The following is a 19,199-nucleotide window of genomic DNA, read 5'->3' as shown; positions in this document are numbered from 1 at the left end:
AGGCTGGCTCAAAGCGGTAGCAGAGCATGCTGGGAAGGAATATGCGGTAATGGGAGAAGCGAAAATATTGCGATCTTGACTTCAGGCCGCTACAAAAAATAAACCCCATGTGAACCATGGGGTTTGTTAGCGGACTGAGCCGGTTCAGACGAACCGGCTTTTGTCAGGCTGCTTCTAACGATTACTCGTCGTCAGCTTCTGGCGCTTCATCATGAGCGTCCACTTCAGGGGCGATATCTTCATCCCCCTCGGCCAGACTCCCATCGATTGCATCAAGCTCTTCCTCGGCAACCGGTTCAGCCACGCGTTGTAGCCCCACCACGTTTTCATCTTCGGCAGTGCGGATAAGGATAACGCCCTGGGTATTACGCCCCACCACGCTGACCTCGGACACGCGGGTACGCACCAGGGTACCGGCATCGGTGATCATCATAATCTGATCGCCGTCGACTACCTGTACCGCACCGATCACCGGCCCGTTACGCTCGGTCACCTTGATCGAGATAACCCCCTGAGTCGCGCGCGACTTGGTCGGGTATTCGGCGTTAGCCGTACGTTTGCCGTAGCCGTTCTGGGTCACGGTCATGATAGCGCCATCATCTCGCGGCACGATCAGTGATACCACGCGGTCGCCTTCAGCCAGCTTGATGCCACGAACGCCGGAGGCGGTACGGCCCATCGCACGCACCGCGCTCTCCGCGAATCGCACCACTTTACCGGCGGCAGAGAACAGCATCGCCTCATCGCTACCGTCAGTCAGCGACACGCCGATCAGTTCATCGTCATCACGCAGGTTGACGGCAATGATACCGGCGCTGCGCGGGCGGCTGAACTCGGTCAGGGCGGTTTTCTTCACGGTTCCGCTGGCGGTAGCCATAAAGATATTCCAGCCTTCGGCATATTCACGTACCGGCAGAATAGCGGTAATACGTTCATTGGCTTCCAGCGGCAGTAAGTTGACGATGGGACGCCCACGCGCACCACGGCTGGCTTCCGGCAGCTGGTACACCTTCATCCAGTACAGACGACCGCGGCTTGAGAAGCACAGAATAGTGTCATGGGTGTTGGCCACCAGCAGGCGGTCAATAAAGTCTTCTTCCTTGATACGTGCCGCCGACTTCCCTTTGCCGCCGCGGCGCTGCGCTTCGTAATCAGACAACGGCTGATACTTAACGTAGCCCTGGTGCGACAGGGTGACCACCACATCTTCCTGGTTGATCAGATCTTCGATATTGATATCGGCACTGTTGGCGGTGATTTCGGTACGACGCTTGTCGCCGAACTGATCGCGGATCAGCTCCAGCTCTTCGCGGATCACTTCCATCAGACGCTCTGAACTGGCCAGAATGCGCAGCAGTTCCGCAATCTGCGCCAGCAGATCTTTATACTCATCGAGCAGCTTTTCATGCTCAAGCCCGGTCAGTTTCTGTAGACGTAAATCAAGGATCGCCTGCGCCTGCTGCTCGGTCAGATGGTACTGGCCGTCACGAATGCCGTACTGCTCTTCCAGCCACTCGGGGCGGGCGGCGTTATCACCGGCTCGCTCCAGCATCGCAGACACATTACCCAGCGCCCACGGGCGGGAAATCAGTCCCGCTTTCGCTTCTGCCGGCGTGGGGGCTGCGCGGATCAGCTCAATAATCGGGTCGATATTGGCCAGCGCTACGGCCAGCGCTTCGAGGATATGGGCACGGTCACGCGCCTTGCGCAGTTCGAAAATGGTACGGCGGGTGATCACTTCCCGGCGGTGACGCACAAAGGCTTCAAGAATGTCCTTCAGCGGCATGATTTTCGGCTGGCCCTGGTGCAGGGCCACCATGTTAATGCCGAAAGAGGTTTGCAGCTGGGTCAGCGAGTAAAGGTTGTTCAGCACAACCTCACCCACCGCATCGCGTTTCACCTCGATCACGATGCGCATACCGTCTTTATCAGACTCGTCACGCAGGGCGCTGATGCCTTCAAGACGTTTCTCTTTGACCAGCTCGGCAATTTTCTCAATCAGGCGTGCTTTGTTCACCTGATACGGGATTTCATGCACGATGATGGTTTCGCGGCCGGTTTTGGCGTCCACTTCAACCTCGCCACGGGCGCGGATGTAAATCTTGCCGCGTCCGGTACGATAAGCTTCCTCAATGCCGCGACGGCCGTTGATAATAGCCGCGGTCGGGAAATCCGGGCCTGGGATGTGTTCCATCAGGCCTTCGACGGTAATGTTCTCGTCGTCAATGTAGGCCAGACAGCCGTTGATCACTTCCGTGATATTGTGTGGAGGAATGTTGGTCGCCATACCCACGGCAATGCCCGAAGAACCGTTGATTAACAGGTTCGGGATACGGGTTGGCATCACTTCAGGGATCTGTTCAGTGCCATCGTAGTTGGGGACGAAATCAACGGTCTCTTTTTCCAGATCCGCCAGCAGCTCGTGCGCAATTTTAGACATGCGCACTTCGGTGTAACGCATCGCTGCCGCGGAGTCACCGTCGACGGATCCGAAGTTACCCTGCCCGTCGACCAGCATATAACGCAGTGAGAATGGCTGCGCCATACGAACGATGGTGTCATACACGGCGCTGTCGCCGTGGGGATGATATTTACCGATGACATCGCCGACGACACGGGCGGATTTTTTATAAGCTTTGTTCCAGTCGTTACCGAGCACGTTCATAGCGTAAAGCACACGGCGGTGAACCGGCTTTAAACCATCACGGACATCTGGCAGTGCACGGCCAACGATGACCGACATTGCATAATCCAGATAGGAGTTCTTTAACTCTTCTTCGATATTGACCGGTGTAATTTCGCGGGCGAGGTCGCTCATGGACGCGCATTCCTTACTATTTAATCCCGGATTCAAAGGTGCGAAAGTATATCACACTGCGTCCTGGTGGTGAATGGAAAGCGTTGCTGTCAGCGCTTAATCGCTTTCTGTCAGAGACATACGCCGAAGCGCTGCCCATCCTGGCGAGTAACCATGTATACTGCAGTAAACTTTGGCTGGAGTCCTGTCCCAATGAAAGCAGAACAAAACACAGACGCACATAACGTCGATCGCGGTGAAATCGCCAAATTTGAAGCGGTAGCTTCACGCTGGTGGGATCTGGAGGGTGAATTTAAGCCGCTGCACCGGATCAATCCGCTGCGCCTCGACTGGATTGCGCAACACGCCAACGGCCTGTTTGGTAAGAAGGTGCTGGATGTCGGCTGCGGCGGCGGCATTCTTTCCGAAAGCATGGCGCGCGAAGGCGCAAACGTCACCGGACTGGATATGGGTGCGGAGCCGCTCCAGGTTGCGCGTCTGCACGCGCTGGAAAGCGGCGTGAACATCGATTACGTCCAGCAAACGGTAGAAGAACACGCCGATCGATTTGCCGGGCAATATGACGTGGTCACCTGTATGGAAATGCTGGAGCACGTTCCCGATCCACGCTCCGTGGTTCATGCCTGTGCCAAGCTGGTCAAACCCGGCGGCGAGGTGTTTTTCTCCACTCTCAACCGTAACAGCAAATCCTGGCTGATGGCGATTGTGGGTGCTGAATACATACTGCGTATGGTGCCACGCGGTACGCATGACATTAAAAAGTTTATTCGTCCGGGCGAACTGCTCAACTGGGTGGATGAAACGCCGCTGCGCGAACGTCATATTATTGGACTGCACTATAATCCGCTGACCAACCGTTTCAAGCTGGCCCCCGGCGTTGACGTTAACTATATGGTGCACACTCACCGCAACATCACGGACTAGCTGGCCTTATTAGCACCACATTAACACCACGCGCCGTGCTGCTTCTTTGTACTGTAAGCCCCTCTTACCGTCGGGCTTACATGACACCGCCACGACGCCACCACTCGCCACGATCCTCCCCGACGGGTTTTTTTTATGCTTTTAGACGTGCGCTGGCGTTTTATTACGCGTATTTTTCCGGCCATAAAAAGTCCTTAATTACCAGGCTGAGCAAGAAACCTGCACCCGGTCAAATAACTAAAAAAAATCTTTACCCATTGACAATTCCCCAGGGCCTTGAGAATCGAGGACTTAGGAAATAAGCCAGCCAGGCACTCCCATTTTTCTGCGAAAATCAAGCCTTGTTAACCGCGCAGAAGTTACTAGAATACTCAGCATATTGTTGTTGAAACTTCTATCACCCCCTACATGTAGTGTTTATCCACAGAGTTACTCACAAAGAGCTACCTGTGTATAAGCGTGGGGATTATTTGTTAAGGACAGGTAAAACGCGACATGAATCAGAGTCTGCTTGTAACCAAACGCGATGGTCGCACCGAGCGTATCGATCTCGATAAAATCCACCGTGTTCTCGACTGGGCTGCCGAAGGTCTGCAAAATGTCTCCGTCTCCCAGGTTGAACTGCGTTCCCATATTCAGTTCTACGAAGGTATCCGCACTTCTGATATCCATGAAACCATTATCAAGTCAGCCGCTGACCTGATCTCACGCGATGCACCTGATTATCAATACATGGCAGCGCGCCTGGCCATTTTCCATCTGCGTAAAAAAGCCTACGGCCAGTTTGAGCCACCAAAGCTGATTGACCAGGTGACGCGTATGGTCGAGATGGGGAAATACGATCCGCATCTGCTGACGGACTACAGCGCCGAAGAATTTGAACAGATGGACGGCTTTATTGACCACTGGCGCGATATGAACTTCTCCTATGCCGCCGTGAAGCAGCTGGAAGGCAAGTACCTGGTGCAAAACCGCGTCAGCGGAGAAATTTACGAAAGCGCCCAGTTCCTGTATATCCTGGTGGCCGCCTGCCTGTTCTCTGGCTATCCGCGCACCACCCGTCTGGACTACGTCAAGCGCTTCTATGACGCGATTTCAACCTTCAAAATCTCGCTGCCAACGCCAATTATGTCCGGCGTGCGTACCCCTACCCGTCAGTTCAGCTCTTGCGTACTGATTGAATGCGGTGACAGTCTGGACTCGATCAACGCCACTTCCAGCGCCATTGTGAAGTACGTTTCCCAGCGTGCCGGCATCGGCATTAATGCTGGCCGTATTCGTGCCCTGGGCAGCCCGATCCGCGGCGGTGAGGCCTTCCACACCGGCTGTATTCCGTTCTACAAACATTTCCAGACGGCGGTGAAATCCTGTTCTCAGGGCGGCGTGCGCGGTGGCGCGGCGACGCTGTTCTACCCAATGTGGCATATGGAAGTAGAAAGCCTGCTGGTTCTTAAAAACAACCGTGGCGTCGAAGGTAACCGCGTACGCCATATGGATTACGGTGTACAGATCAACAAGCTGATGTATCAGCGCCTGCTCAAGGGCGAAGACATCACCCTGTTCAGCCCGTCAGACGTGCCGGGCCTGTATGATGCTTTCTTCGCCAATCAGGATGAATTTGAACGCCTGTATACGAAATATGAGAAAGACGACAGCATTCGTAAACAGCGCGTCAAGGCCGTCGATCTGTTCTCACTGATGATGCAGGAACGTGCCTCGACCGGCCGTATCTATATTCAAAACGTTGACCACTGCAATACCCATAGCCCGTTTGACCCGGCTATCGCCCCGGTTCGCCAGTCTAACCTGTGCCTGGAAATTGCGTTGCCTACCAAGCCGATGCAGGACGTTAATGACGAAAGCGGCGAAATTGCGCTTTGTACCCTGTCGGCGTTTAACCTGGGTGCTATCGAAAGCCTGGACGATTTGCAGGAGCTGGCAACGTTGGCCGTTCGTGCACTCGATGCGCTGCTCGACTACCAGGATTACCCTATCCCCGCGGCGAAACGCGGCGCGATGGGCCGTCGTACCTTGGGTATCGGCGTGATCAACTTCGCCTACTATCTGGCGAAGCATGGCGTGCGTTACTCAGACGGCAGTGCCAACAATCTGACGCATCAGACTTTTGAAGCCATTCAGTACTGGCTGCTGAAAGCATCCAACGAACTGGCGATCGAGCAGGGTGCCTGCCCGTGGTTTGCAGAAACCACCTACGCCCAGGGCATCATGCCGATTGATACCTACAAAAAAGATCTGGATGCCATCTGTAATACCCCGCTACAGCTCGACTGGGAAGGTCTGCGTGAGTCGGTGAAAACCCACGGCCTGCGTAACTCGACCCTGTCGGCGTTGATGCCTTCAGAAACCTCTTCACAGATTTCTAACGCCACCAACGGCATAGAACCGCCACGCGGTCATATCAGCATTAAAGCCTCGAAAGACGGCATTCTGCGTCAGGTGGTGCCGGAATATGAGCGCCTGAAAGATCAATATGAACTGCTGTGGGATATGCCAAATAATGACGGCTACCTGCAGCTGGTTGGCATCATGCAGAAGTTTGTCGACCAGGCCATTTCGTCGAACACCAACTACGATCCGACCCGCTTCGCTAACGGTCGCGTCCCGATGAAACAGCTGCTGAAAGATTTGCTGACCGCCTATAAATTTGGCGTCAAAACGCTCTACTACCAGAACACCCGTGACGGAGCAGAAGATTCACAGGACGACCTCGCGCCTTCCATCCAGGATGACGGCTGTGAAAGCGGCGCCTGCAAAATCTAACCTTTATCCCTGGGGCAGATACGTCTGCCCCCAGTTTTTGGAATGAAACATGGCTTACACAACGTTTTCGCAGAACAAAAACGACCAGCTGCTGGAGCCGATGTTTTTCGGTCAGCCGGTTAACGTCGCGCGTTTCGATCAGCAAAAATATGACATCTTCGAAAAACTGATCGAAAAACAGCTCTCCTTCTTCTGGCGTCCGGAAGAAGTTGACGTATCCCGCGATCGCATTGACTACCAGGCGCTGCCGGATCACGAAAAACACATTTTTATCAGCAATCTGAAATATCAGACGCTGCTGGATTCCATTCAGGGGCGCAGCCCGAACGTGGCGCTGTTGCCGCTGATCTCCATTCCTGAGCTGGAAACATGGATTGAAACCTGGGCGTTTTCAGAAACGATCCACTCACGCTCCTACACCCATATCATCCGCAATATCGTTAACGACCCGGCGCTGGTGTTTGACGATATCGTGACCAACGAACAGATCCTGTCGCGTGCCAAAGATATTTCCGGCTACTACGACGATCTGATTGAGATGACCAGCTACTGGCATCTGCTGGGTGAAGGAACGCATCAGGTCAACGGAAAAACCATTACCGTTAACCTGCGCGCGCTGAAAAAACAGCTGTATATTTGCCTGATGAGCGTCAATGCGCTGGAAGCCATCCGTTTCTATGTCAGCTTCGCCTGCTCCTTTGCCTTTGCCGAGCGCGAGCTGATGGAAGGCAATGCCAAAATCATCAAGCTGATTGCGCGCGACGAGGCGCTGCATCTGACCGGTACGCAGCATATGCTCAACCTGCTGCGCAGCGGCGTTGATGACCCGGAAATGGCCGAGATTGCCAAAGAGTGTCGTCAGGAGTGTTACGACCTGTTTGTGCTGGCAGCCGAGCAGGAAAAAGAGTGGGCAGAGTATCTGTTCAGCGGCGGTTCGATGATTGGCCTGAATAAAGACATTCTGTGTCAGTACATCGAATACATTACCAATATCCGCATGAACGCCGTGGGCCTGGATCTGCCGTTCAAAACGCGCTCGAACCCAATACCGTGGATCAACTCCTGGCTGGTTTCAGATAACGTGCAGGTTGCCCCACAGGAAGTGGAAGTCAGTTCCTACCTGGTTGGGCAGATTGACTCCGAAGTGAACGCTGACGACCTCAGCGATTTCCAGCTGTAACAATGGCACGGTCGACCATTACGCTGCGTGCTTCCGGTACGCAGCTGGAATGCCATGATGAGCACCCTTCCCTGCTTGCCGCACTGGAGTCGCACAGCGTATGTGTTGAATACCAGTGCCGGGAAGGCTACTGCGGCTCCTGCCGCACTCGTCTGCTGAAGGGTGAAGTCAGCTACAGCGCTAAACCGCTGGCCTTTGTACAGCCGGGTGAAATTTTGCCCTGCTGCTGCTCGGCCAGCGGCGATATTGAGATCGAGCTGTAAGTGATGGCCTCCGTATCAGGGAAGCCGATAAAACTTCAATGGGTTTATCAATCGGATTAGGCAGGAGTTGAGTATGACTTGTCAGCTACAACATCATTATTCCCCTGATTTTAGCCGCCTCCCAGAGGATCAAAGTAAATTTAATGGTCGGCATAAGTGCGCTGGTTGTGCTTATGAAAAGGGTTACGAACAAGGGCGTTCTAAGACTCAGTTCCTGAATATTGATTACACTACATTACCGGATAGCCAGGCAGGTACTGTAAGACACAGAAGCGTTCAGGCTGCCTTTGCTAAGGGTTATTTTGACGGTGTCATCGCCTCTTATTAACAGAGCTGAAATTTTCAGTCAGAGTAATACTCTGTGATGTCGGACAGATGCGCCTGACTAAAATAGTCCACACATCATGCATATCGACTTTCACAGCAGGAAGCCAAACGCCATTAAGCTGGCGCAAGCTTCCCGTAAATATATATTACAAGGTTTCCACCACCTCAACCCAGCCGTGCCCGCTGGTCACCGTCTGCCCATTCAGCCAGCGGCGCAGCATATTCATTGCCAGCATTGCCACCATATCCTGACGTGCTTTCAGCCCATGGCGATTGACGCTAAATTTCACCTTTTGCGCAAAAGTCCCTTCCGGCGTATGCAGCGCCAGGCCTAAACGCTCATCTTCCATTGACCCAACCACCAGCGCCAGCTGGGCACGATGCTTGCTGGCAAGCTGCTGGCTGCGTGCTGCCAGCAGGCCGAGCGTTTCGGCCTGTGCTGGCAGAACATTGCCCGCTCCCAGCCTGGCTCCGGCGGCATTGAGCTGCCACTGAAGCAGTCCGGCGCTGAACTGCTCGCTGATCGACAGCAACAGCTTGTGTTCTTTCAGGCGCCGCGCCAGCTGTTCAGGCAGGGTTTCCAATCCTTCAAAAATAACGCTGTCGCCGGCGATTTCCCGCACCTGCTGCCAGAACCGTTCCATTTCCGCACGCTTTTGCGCCGGGCCGTTCAGCTTCAGTTCGATGATGGGCATGGAAGCGCGATAGCCCATCACCACGCCCTCCGGCAGCGGTAACGCTTCAATGGCTGAAGCCAGGTCACTCTCGCCACGACCGAAAGTGGTCATGCGCAGACACAGCGGGGGTTGTGGCAGCGGGAAACGGGCTTTCAGACGTGGCAGGATTTGATCCGTCACCATCACCTTGTATTCGGACGGTACGCCTGGAGTAAAGAATATCCAGCAACGATTTAGCTCCATGGCGAAGCCGCAGGCGGTGCCAACCGGGTTATCAATCATTTCTGCACCCTGCGGAATTTCAGCCTGCTTGCGGTTGCTGGCCGCCATGACTTTGCCACGGCTGGCAAAAAACGCCTCCATCTTGCTCAGCCACTCCGGTTGCATTTCCAGCGGCACGCCGGCCGCCGTAGCCGCCGCCAGCGCGCTCAGATCGTCACTGGTTGGCCCCAGACCACCATTAACGATCAGCACATCAGCCATCTGGCTGCGCTCTGTCAGTACCGCAACCAGCTCTTCCAGGCTGTCACCCACCGTCTGGCGACGCGTCATTGCCAGACCCTGCTCGAAAAGCAGCGCGGCCAGCCAGGCCGCATTGGTATCGACGATCTGGCCATGCAGCACTTCATCGCCGGTTGCGAGCATTTCCACTCTTATCATTTTTATCTCCGGGTATAGGCAAGTCTTCACACTGTATGAAGCACCTATCAGAAACACAACGTCATTTTAACAATTTGTGGTGATTTCTGTCGGGGATCTGCACAGTTAAAGTGAGTTGTTGTTGTCTTGCCAGTCAAAAACGCCGCTATCATCAGTACCGTGTTTCACGGCCGCTGCCGGTATAAAAATGCTGTAAAAATCACGCTACCTGTCTATAAATCACAGAAATAATATTGTATCTATGAATGTTCTTACAGCATTTCACGGCCCTGTTCTGCACGCGAATATCTAAAGTGTTGTTGTTTTCGGCTGAAATATCGCGTACTTACAGCTGGCCGTTGAGAGACAAATGTCGTCATACCTAACCGTAAATAAGATTGATAAATGAAAACTTCGGAAAAAAAGCCCCTACCCACAGCCGTGCTGGCGGCGGCAGGTATCGTATTTGGTGATATTGGGACCAGCCCGCTTTACACGCTGAAAGAATGTCTGTCCATCCTGCCGGCGGGCGGCATTAATGAAGTGGCGATCAAAGGATTTCTTTCCCTGATCTTCTGGGGACTGACGCTTATCGTAACGATAAAATACGTCTGTTTTGTGATGCGTGCCGACCATGATGGCGAAGGCGGCATTCTCACGCTGATGTCTCTTGCCAGGCAGAAAGTGGGCCCTAAGGCAGCACGCGTTATCGTGCTGGCCGGACTGACGGGCGGCGCCTTCTTTTATGGTGACGGCATTATCACCCCGGCTATCTCCGTGCTTTCCGCCGTTGAAGGGATAGAGGTCGTTGCTCCATCGCTGGATAGGTATATCGTTCCGCTGTCCGTTATCATCCTGGCGCTGCTGTTTATTATTCAGAAGCACGGTACGGAGAAGGTCAGCCGGGTCTTCGGGCCGGTCATGGTGGTCTGGTTTATCACGCTGGCGGCGATGGGCATCCGGGGCATACTGATCAATCCCGCGATATTAGAGGCGCTCAATCCTGCCTTTGCACTGCAATTTCTGTTGGGCAACAAAGCACTCTCTGTCGCCGCGCTGGGCATGGTGGTGCTGGCCGTCACCGGTGCCGAAGCGCTGTACGCTGATATGGGGCACCTCGGCAAGCGTCCAATCAGGCTGGCCTGGCTGTTACTGGCAATGCCAGCGCTGGTATTGAACTACTTTGGCCAGGGCGCTCTGGTTATGGCCGACCCTGCGACCGCTAAAAACCCCTTCTACCTGCTGGCCCCTCATTGGGCACAAATCCCGTTAATCGTCCTGTCGACGCTGGCCACCGTGATTGCTGCCCAGTCGATCATTACCGGAATTTACACCCTGACCCAGCAGGCAATACGCCAGGGCTTCCTGCCCCCGGTACGCATTGTGTTTACCTCGGCCACCGAGTCCGGCCAAATCTATATTCCGGTGGTTAACTGGCTGCTGTTCGCGGCGGTGACCGCGGTCATTCTGGCTTTTAAACACTCATCTGCCTTATCTTCGGCTTACGGTATCGTGGTCACGGGTACCATGGTGCTGACGTCCTGCCTGGCCGGCGTGGTGGCGGTGAAAAACTGGAAATGGCCTGTTATCGCATCCGTTCCCTTTATCTTTGGCATGCTGGCGATTGATATTCCGCTGTTCGGCGCTAACGTGCACAAGCTGCTGTCCGGCGGATGGGTTCCCGTTCTGATGGCGCTGATGATGCTGGTGTTGATGTCTATCTGGAGCGCCGAACGCGCAAAACTGATCCGCCGCCTGGGCAATAATGCTGAAGGTCTTCTGGCGATGATCGGCTCGTTAGAGAAATTACCGCCGAAACGCGTTGCGGGCACGGCCATCTTCCTGACGAGGAAAGAGCACGAAATTCCACAGGCGCTGCTGCACAACCTGAAACACAACCGGGTACTGCATGAGCGTGTTGTGCTGCTGCATATCAGAACCTGCGACACGCCCAGGGTACATAATCAGCAACGCCTGGTTATCCGCCAGCTCTCTCCCTCTTTCTGGCAAATCATCGCCTCCTACGGCTGGCAGGAAGTGCCTTCCATGCAGGATATTCTCCACCTCTGTGGGCTGGAAGGGTTCGGATGCACGATTAATGAAGCCTCATTCTTTACATCGCACGACACGCTGGTGATGAAAAAAAGAACGGGGCTGGCCCGCCTAAGCGGCGGTATCTTTCACTTTCTCCAGCGCAATGCCCTGCGCGCCCACGCCCAGTTTATGATCCCACCGAACAGGGTGATTGAGCTGGGGGGACAAAAAGAGTTCTGATTGCTGCCCGACGTGCAAAAAAAAACCGGCCACCTGGGTGGCCGGTTTTATCCGCAACGGGATTGACTGTCGTGAAATAAACTATCGACGCGTCAACAGCAGGCCGACGACCAGACCCAATGTGGCACCCACGCCTACACCATGCCAGGGTTTGTCATGAATGTAATCATTCGCGCAGCATGCAACCTCTTTGGCGCGTGCATAGTAAGAATCTGAAGCGCTGCCGAGGCGGGATTTGACTTCATTCAGTGACTTTTCCGCTTTCGCTTTCAGCTCAACGTACTTCTCATCGGCCGAGTCGCCGGACGATTTCAGCACCGACTCCAGCGTTTCTGCCAGCAGAGCAAGATCGTCATCAAGGCGGGTGTCTTGTGATTCAGTTTTCGTAGCCATTTGGTTCCTCCGTGGGCGAATAAAGGTTTGTCGACTAACTATAGACAGTATTTGTCATTTTGCCTGATAAAGACCAGCAATTGGCTGTAAACCCCGACAAAACTCACTCTCCGACCGCCCGAAAACGCCCAGAAAAACGCGCCTGTAAATGGATTTCCACTCGAAATTTATGCGCTGATTAGAATAATCTGATAAATTTTGCCTGAACTGAATTATCCATCAGGCCTGGTGTCGTAACTCCCTGTAACCGGGCCAAATCCGGTTGAGCGAATGTGAATATGCCCGTCAGATTTCAGGATGCAGGATCACGGTGAGTTAACCGCTGCGGGTGAGTTGCAATAGCCCCATCCAGCTGAAAAATGAAAGGCGTAGCGACCACTACAAACTCCGTTCTACCAGAGGAAATGATTTCCGGCATGAATCGAAGAATGTTTATGAAAGCGTCAATGGCATTCGCGACCTTAAGTGGGATGTCCGGCCTCTCCACGTTATTCTCCCAGGCTGCCTGGGCTGAAGACGGGATTGCCGACGGCAGCGCAAAGCGATTTGATTTTGACGTGCTTAAAAAAATGGCCGCCGGTATGGCGGGTAAAGCCTGGGGCGGCGTGCCCGCTCCTTTACCAGAAACCCTGGCTAAGTTGACCCCACAGGCCTACAACGAAATCCAGTACGATGCTAACCACTCGCTGTGGAATGGCATCGACAATCGCCAGCTTGATGTTCAGTTCTTCCACGTTGGCATGGGCTTCAAACGCCGCATCCGCATGTTCTCCGTTGATGGCGAAAGCCGCGAGGCGCGCGAGATCCATTTTCGCCCGCAGCTATTCAACTATAACGATGCCCATGTGGATACCAAACAGCTGGAAGGCAAGACCGATCTCGGCTTTGCCGGGTTCCGCGCCTTTAAGAAACCGGAACTGGCCAAGCGTGATATTGTCTCTTTCCTCGGAGCCAGTTACTTCCGTGCGGTAGATGACACCTTCCAGTACGGCCTGTCTGCCCGTGGGGTGTCCATCGATACCTTCAGTAACGGTAAGGAAGAGTTCCCGGACTTCACCGCTTTCTGGTTTGAAACGCCAAAAGCGGATGAATCGACCTTTGTCGTCTACACCCTGCTGGACGGCCCAAGCTGTACCGGCGCATTCAAATTCATCATTCACTGCGAAGACAAACGCGTGGTGATGGAGGTGGAAAATCATCTCTATGCGCGTAAGGATATCCAGCAGCTGGGTATTGCGCCAATGACCACCATGTTCAGCTGCGGCACGGTTGAACGCCGCATGTGCGATACCCTCCATCCGCAGATCCACGACTCGGATCGCCTGGCGATGTGGACCGGTAGCGGCGAGTGGATCTGCCGCCCGCTCAATAATCCGCAGCGCCTGACCTACAACGCCTACCAGGACGAGAACCCACGCGGGTTTGGCATGCTCCAGCTCAATCATGACTTTGACAGCTATCAGGATGTTATCGGCTGGTACAACAAACGCCCGAGCCTGTGGGTCGAGCCGGTTGGCAAATGGGGCAAAGGCGCAATTAACCTGATGGAAATCCCAACCACGGGTGAAACCCTGGACAATATCGTCTGCTGCTGGCAGCCTGCTGAGGCGATTAAAGCCGGTAGCGAGCACAGTTTCTCCTACAAGCTCTACTGGAGCGGCCTGCCGCCGGTGCGTAGCGGCCTGTCGCGCGTTAACGCCACCCGCAGCGGTATGGGTGGTTTCCCTGAAGGCTGGGCGCCGGGAGAAAACTACCCCGCCGTCTGGGCGCGCCGTTTCGCGGTAGATTTCGTCGGGGGGGATTTGAAAGCCGCCGCGTCGAAAGGTATCGAGCCGGTGATTAACGTCTCATCCGGTAGCGTTAAGCAGGTGGAGATCCTCTACGTGGAACCCATCGACGGCTACCGTATCCTGTTTGACTGGTATCCTGACAGCGATGCAGTACATCCGGTGGATATGCGCCTGTTCCTGCGCACTAAGGATGAAACGCTGAGTGAAACCTGGCTATATCAATATTTCCCGCCGCCGCCTGATAAGCGCAAATATGTTGATGACCGGGTGATGACCGCCGGCTAAATCAACCTTCACCGGCAGGAACCGCATGGCTCCTGCCGGTGGCATTTTACCCCGCAGAAAGAGAAAAAGCCGTGTTGCGCTGCCAACATCGCCCCCCTTCCCAGCGACAGCACGATCCACGGTTGGTGCCAGGGGATTTCATCTTGGCCTTAGAGTAATGAGCGGCGCGGGCGCACGCCTTTTCTGTTCAGATGAAGCTCCATCAGGCTATGGCGTCGCTGCGCCAGCGCATTATTCATACGCTTATGCCAGCTGCGACAGGGGGCCGGTTGCAGCACCTTTTGCAGCAGGCAGACGTAGTCCATCAGCAGGCCTGGCGTCCACGTCATGCCCTCAGCGCGACTGCGTACCAGCCACAATAACCAAAAGTTAGGGTTAATAAGCAGCCCGAATACCCCCACGCCGTGCGCGCTCAGAGCGCCCTCTATCGCCACATCCAGCACCTGGATCACCGTGGTTGAACAGTTACGTGACGTGAGGTTATAGCGGGTGTCCGAGGAGTAAGTCTGCCAGTAATTACGCAACGCTTCTGCATTGTAGTGATGCAGCGCGAGCCGTCTGTCAGGAGCACACCATTCATCGATTTCCTGCTTCAGGGAATCCAAAAAACGGCCCGCAACGTCGTACTCTTCACCCGCGCGCACCATTAAGCGAAACTGACTAAAGTCGCGATCGATATCCTCCAGCGGATAGTGGCTGATATAGAGCCGATCGGGAAGCTCCAGCGCGGTATGACCGGTGGATATATTGCGTTCAACGTCGATGGCAGCCAGATAACGGTCGACGACAATGCGGCGCTCTTTTACCGTGGCCGAGCCCACCGGCGTCCAGACCAGGACCTGCATCGCCACTTCTGGCTCTGCATGGGGAAACGGCGGATGCACGTAGGCGGTGCCATGAGGGCGACGCAGCCCGCGCGAGGTAAAGAGCGGTAGCGTGGTTACCGACGTGTTCGCAGGCAGCCGCCAGACCTGTAGGGCAAATTTGAACAGCGACAGGCCGGAATTCATCATCATTGCGGCAAAACAGCCGGCGATAACGATATGGTGATGATACGGCCAGTTGCAGAAGATCAGCAGACTCAGCAGCAGCTGTAGCAATCCAAAGGTAACCTTTTTGCCATAAAGGCGGCAGCGTATCAGGCAGGTCGAGATAATGCGGAACAGGCCATCCAGCAGGAGGGCGGCGGCAAAAATTAGCGACAGCAGATTATTATCGCCGCTATAGCCAAATACCAATAGCGCAATGGCGATAAAAAAGCCGCTGCGGGCAAGGTTCATCCGGCTCAATGGCCGTGGTGCTATTAAGGCGGTGAGCAGCTCCACCACGCCCTCTATCAGCAGCACGCATGTCAGAATATACAGCGGTAAGGTCAGCGTTCCGTCCGATGCAATATCCATAAGCATCGCGGCACCCGCGCTTGTCCAGGCCAGGCTTAATACCACTAACAGCACCCAGCGCGATTTCAGCTCCTGGGCACCAACTAACAACAACAACAATCTCAGCAAGGGGATCCTCCAGCATCGCAGAGCATTAAAATCATTAAGACGACGTCTCATACCTGAAGACTCGCGCCATAAGATTTTGTTCCAGCATGCGGCTGGCTTAACGATGTCGTTTATTAACCGTTATAAATTTCCCCCAAAATACGCCACAAAACTTAACGTATGCTTAAACGCGGCGAATTATTCGACAATACGCTGTCGATAGACGCGAAAAAAATCGGGCTCCTGAGAGCCCGATTCATGACGAGATGGTTACCGCGTTAATCTTAATGCAGCGGCTGTGCCAGATTAACCAGCGATATCAGCGGCTGTGGGTATATCCCCAGCACCAGCACCAGAATCGCTGAAATCAACACCACTACGCCACCGGCGGTGAACGCCCAGTTGGCCGGGGAATCGCGCTGCATCAGCTCCGGAGGCGACAGATACAGGCTGACGGTCATACGCAGATAGTAGTACAGGCCGATGGCGCTGCCCAATACCACCGCCCCGGTCAGCCACCACAGGTGCGCGTTGACGCCGACCGCAATCACGTAGAACTTACCGATAAAGCCCAGCGTCATCGGGATGCCCGCCAGTGACAGCATCATGACCGTCATCACCGCGGCAAGGATCGGGCGATGCCAGAACAGGCCGCGATAGGAGTAGAGCGATTCCGCATCAGGTCCACGGTACGGGCTGGACATCAGGCTGACCACGCCAAAAGCACCGAGGCTGCTGAACAGGTAACCCGCCAGATAGACACCCACGGTTTCCACTGACAGCTGCTGGGATTGCACCGCAATCAGCGCTACCAGCAGATAGCCGAGATGGGCAATGGACGAATAGCCGAGCAGACGCTTGATATTGCTCTGCGAGATCGCCATCAGGTTACCGAATAGCATCGATGCCACGGCGATGATACCCAGTACGGTACGCACGCCCTCACTGTTAGCCATTGGGGCGTACATAAACAGGCGCATCAGCACGCCAAAGATAGCGATTTTGCTGGCGGTGGCGAGGAACGTCGAGACCGGCGCGGGCGCGCCCTGGTAAACATCCGGCGTCCACAGGTGGAACGGCACCAGCGACAGCTTGAAGCCAAAGCCAACGATCATCAGACCCAGACCCGCCAACAGCAGCGGCTGGTGGATCACATCGTCGTTCAGGCTGCGACCGAGCGCCATAAAGCCCAGGTTGCCGGAGTCGGCATACACCAGCGCCATACCGAACAGCAGGAATGAAGAGGCGGCGGCGGACAGGATGGTGTACTTGATCGCCGCTTCCAGCGAACGCTTTTGCTGGAAGGCGTAGCCCACCAGACCAAACAGCGGCAGCGAAATCAGCTCAATACCGATAAACAGCGACGCCAGATGGCTGGCACTGGCCAGCACCACGCCGCCAAGAGCGGCAATCAGCACCAGCAGGTAGAACTCTTCGCGGTTGTCCGGGTAAGTTGCCAGCCACGGATAGGCAAAGGTACAGGTCGCAAGGCTGGCAAGGATAACCAGTCCGGTATAGAACATCGAGTACGCATCAATTCGCAGCAGCGGGGTGACGTCCATTGGCCCTGCCTGGCCGACAAAGTACAGTGAAAACAGCGCCAGGTTGAGGCCGACGACGGCCAGCGTGGCGTTGACGAAGTGGTTGCGTCGCCACGCAATGGACAGCATCACAACTACCACCGTCAATCCGACGATCAGCAGCGGCAGAAGCGCGATCAATTGTTGAGGAGTTATTGTCATGGCGAATTACGGCCTTGTAGTTGAAATTGAAGCAGTAAACCACTGCTGAATATTGCTCATCGCAGCGTGGGAAGTATCCAGAATCGGCTGCGGATAAACCCCCAGCAGCACCAGCAGTACCACCAGCACCATGATCATCAGGAACTCACGTGCTGACATGCCGCGCAGCGGCGTCTCCGATTTTGCCGGGCCGTAGTAGGCCCGCTGCATCATCACCAGCGAGTAAACCGAAGCAAACACCAGACCAAAGGTGGCAATGATGATGATCAACGGTACGCTGTGGAAACTGCCGGTCAGGATCATAAACTCACCGACAAAGTTACCGGTGCCCGGCATCCCAAGATTCGCCACCGCGAAGAACAGCGACAGGCCAGGCAGCCATTTGATGCGTGACCACAGGCCACCCATTCGGCGCATATCGCGGGTGTGCAGGCGTTCATACAGCTGGCCACAGAGGATGAACAGCGCCGCCGCCGAAAGGCCGTGTGCGATCATCTGGATCACCGCACCCTGGTACGCCAGCTGGCTGCCGGTGTAGATAGCAATCAGCACAAAGCCCATATGGGAAATTGAGGTATAGGCAATCAGACGCTTGATATCGTACTGCGAGAACGCCATCCACGCGCCGTAGAAGATCCCGATAATCCCCAGCCACATGGCAATCGGGGCAAACTCGGCGGAGGCGTTGGGGAACAGCGGCAGCGCGAAACGCAGCAGGCCATAGGCCGCAGTTTTCAGCAGAATACCGGCGAGATCGACCGAACCGGCGGTCGGTGCCTGGCTGTGCGCGTCCGGCAGCCAGCCGTGCAGCGGCACCACCGGCATTTTCACCGCGAAGGCGATAAAGAAGCCCAGCATCAGCAGGTATTCAACGCCGTGCGACATCGGGGTTTTCAGCAGGTCTTCATAGTTGAACGTCCACACGCCGGTGGCGTTATAGTGCACGAAGACCAGCGCCAGAATGGCGATCAGCATCACCAGACCGCTGGCCTGGGTGTAGATAAAGAACTTGGTCGCGGCGGTAATGCGCGTCTTCCCGTCGGAGGCTTTATGGCCCCACAGCGCGATCAGGAAGTACATCGGCACCAGCATCATCTCCCAGAAGAAGAAGAACAGGAACAGGTCGATGGCAAAGAACACGCCGATGACGCCGCCGAGGATCCACAGCAGGTTAAGATGGAAAAAGCCCTGCCACTTCTCGATTTCGTTCCACGAACAGAGGATTGCCATCACGCCCAGCAGGCCGGTAAGCACCACCATCAGTAACGACAGGCCGTCCAGCGCCAGATGGAAAGCAATGCCGAAACGCGGGATCCACGGCACGGAGAACTGAGCCTGCCACTGCGGGCCGCCTTCAGCCTGTGACAGCGAATAGCCGCCCTGTAGCCACAGCTGCAACGAAAGCGCCAGCGTCAGTCCCATTGCGATCAGGGCAATCCAGCGCGGCAGCTTCGCGCCGAAACGCTCCGACTGCCAGCACAGCAGGCCGCCGACGAAGGGTAGTATGATAAGCCAAGGTAGTAACATGGCGGTTTGTTCCCTATTGTGTCCTTTGTTTGGGCTATCTTGCTCGGTATTTTGCTTCCCGGCAGTGCTCGCAATGCTCACATACTTAAGTA

Annotated in this window: 13 protein-coding genes; 7 read left to right on the top strand and 6 right to left on the bottom strand. The window is 55.0% G+C overall.

What is annotated here, in order from left to right; translation table 11 throughout:
- Positions 1 to 181: 181 nt before the first annotated feature.
- Positions 182 to 2,818: a DNA topoisomerase (ATP-hydrolyzing) subunit A gene (gyrA, locus tag ETA_RS07210; RefSeq protein ID WP_012440967.1), complete on the bottom strand. Its 2,637-nt coding sequence runs from the start codon at positions 2,816 to 2,818 to the stop codon at positions 182 to 184.
- A 192-nt stretch (positions 2,819 to 3,010) separates the two neighbouring features.
- Between gyrA and ubiG the strand changes: the two genes are divergently transcribed.
- The 5 genes from ubiG (at position 3,011) to ETA_RS07185 (ending at position 8,294) form a co-directional block, all read left to right on the top strand.
- Complete coding sequence (gene ubiG, locus ETA_RS07205) at positions 3,011 to 3,742, top strand: bifunctional 2-polyprenyl-6-hydroxyphenol methylase/3-demethylubiquinol 3-O-methyltransferase UbiG (protein ID WP_012440966.1); 732 nt, start codon at positions 3,011 to 3,013, stop codon at positions 3,740 to 3,742.
- A 495-nt stretch (positions 3,743 to 4,237) separates the two neighbouring features.
- Positions 4,238 to 6,523: a class 1a ribonucleoside-diphosphate reductase subunit alpha gene (nrdA, locus tag ETA_RS07200; protein WP_012440965.1), complete on the top strand. Its 2,286-nt coding sequence runs from the start codon at positions 4,238 to 4,240 to the stop codon at positions 6,521 to 6,523.
- A 49-nt stretch (positions 6,524 to 6,572) separates the two neighbouring features.
- Positions 6,573 to 7,703 carry a class Ia ribonucleoside-diphosphate reductase subunit beta gene (gene nrdB, locus ETA_RS07195; RefSeq protein WP_012440964.1) on the top strand — a complete coding sequence of 377 codons (1,131 nt, stop codon included), beginning with the start codon at positions 6,573 to 6,575 and terminating at the stop codon, positions 7,701 to 7,703.
- 2 nt (positions 7,704 to 7,705) lie between these two features.
- Positions 7,706 to 7,966, top strand: coding sequence for a class I ribonucleotide reductase maintenance protein YfaE (gene yfaE, locus ETA_RS07190; protein ID WP_012440963.1), 261 nt, complete (start codon positions 7,706 to 7,708; stop codon positions 7,964 to 7,966).
- 73 nt (positions 7,967 to 8,039) lie between these two features.
- Complete coding sequence (locus tag ETA_RS07185) at positions 8,040 to 8,294, top strand: hypothetical protein (protein WP_042958769.1); 255 nt, start codon at positions 8,040 to 8,042, stop codon at positions 8,292 to 8,294.
- A 145-nt stretch (positions 8,295 to 8,439) separates the two neighbouring features.
- Here the strand turns inward: ETA_RS07185 and ETA_RS07180 are convergent, their stop codons facing one another.
- Positions 8,440 to 9,630 carry a nicotinamide mononucleotide deamidase-related protein YfaY gene (locus ETA_RS07180; RefSeq protein ID WP_012440962.1) on the bottom strand — a complete coding sequence of 397 codons (1,191 nt, stop codon included), beginning with the start codon at positions 9,628 to 9,630 and terminating at the stop codon, positions 8,440 to 8,442.
- A gap of 384 nt (positions 9,631 to 10,014) precedes the next feature.
- On the opposite strand from ETA_RS07180, the gene kup reads away from it, so the two are divergent.
- On the top strand, positions 10,015 to 11,883 hold the full coding sequence (gene kup / locus ETA_RS07175) for a low affinity potassium transporter Kup (RefSeq protein ID WP_012440961.1): 1,869 nt from the start codon (positions 10,015 to 10,017) through the stop codon (positions 11,881 to 11,883).
- A gap of 81 nt (positions 11,884 to 11,964) precedes the next feature.
- Here kup and elaB read toward each other — a convergent pair whose 3' ends face one another.
- Positions 11,965 to 12,276, bottom strand: coding sequence for a stress response protein ElaB (gene elaB, locus ETA_RS07170; protein WP_012440960.1), 312 nt, complete (start codon positions 12,274 to 12,276; stop codon positions 11,965 to 11,967).
- Positions 12,277 to 12,692: 416 nt separating this feature from the next.
- Here elaB and ETA_RS07165 point away from each other — a divergent pair, with 416 nt between their 5' ends.
- Positions 12,693 to 14,351, top strand: coding sequence for a glucan biosynthesis protein D (locus tag ETA_RS07165; protein ID WP_012440959.1), 1,659 nt, complete (start codon positions 12,693 to 12,695; stop codon positions 14,349 to 14,351).
- 149 nt (positions 14,352 to 14,500) lie between these two features.
- Here the strand turns inward: ETA_RS07165 and ETA_RS07160 are convergent, their stop codons facing one another.
- The 3 genes from ETA_RS07160 to nuoM form a co-directional block, all read right to left on the bottom strand.
- Complete coding sequence (locus tag ETA_RS07160) at positions 14,501 to 15,859, bottom strand: membrane protein (RefSeq protein ID WP_042958767.1); 1,359 nt, start codon at positions 15,857 to 15,859, stop codon at positions 14,501 to 14,503.
- A gap of 263 nt (positions 15,860 to 16,122) precedes the next feature.
- A complete protein-coding gene (nuoN, locus tag ETA_RS07155) occupies positions 16,123 to 17,580 on the bottom strand; it encodes an NADH-quinone oxidoreductase subunit NuoN (RefSeq protein WP_012440957.1) in 1,458 nt (485 codons plus the stop codon).
- Between the two features lie 6 nt (positions 17,581 to 17,586).
- Complete coding sequence (gene nuoM, locus ETA_RS07150; RefSeq protein ID WP_012440956.1) at positions 17,587 to 19,107, bottom strand: NADH-quinone oxidoreductase subunit M; 1,521 nt, start codon at positions 19,105 to 19,107, stop codon at positions 17,587 to 17,589.
- Positions 19,108 to 19,199: the final 92 nt, after the last annotated feature.

Origin of the sequence: Erwinia tasmaniensis Et1/99 (assembly GCF_000026185.1) — a bacterium.
Lineage (GTDB): Bacteria > Pseudomonadota > Gammaproteobacteria > Enterobacterales > Enterobacteriaceae > Erwinia > Erwinia tasmaniensis.
Note: the sequence above shows the minus strand (reverse complement) of the source record. Positions and strands in the feature narration are given on the sequence as shown.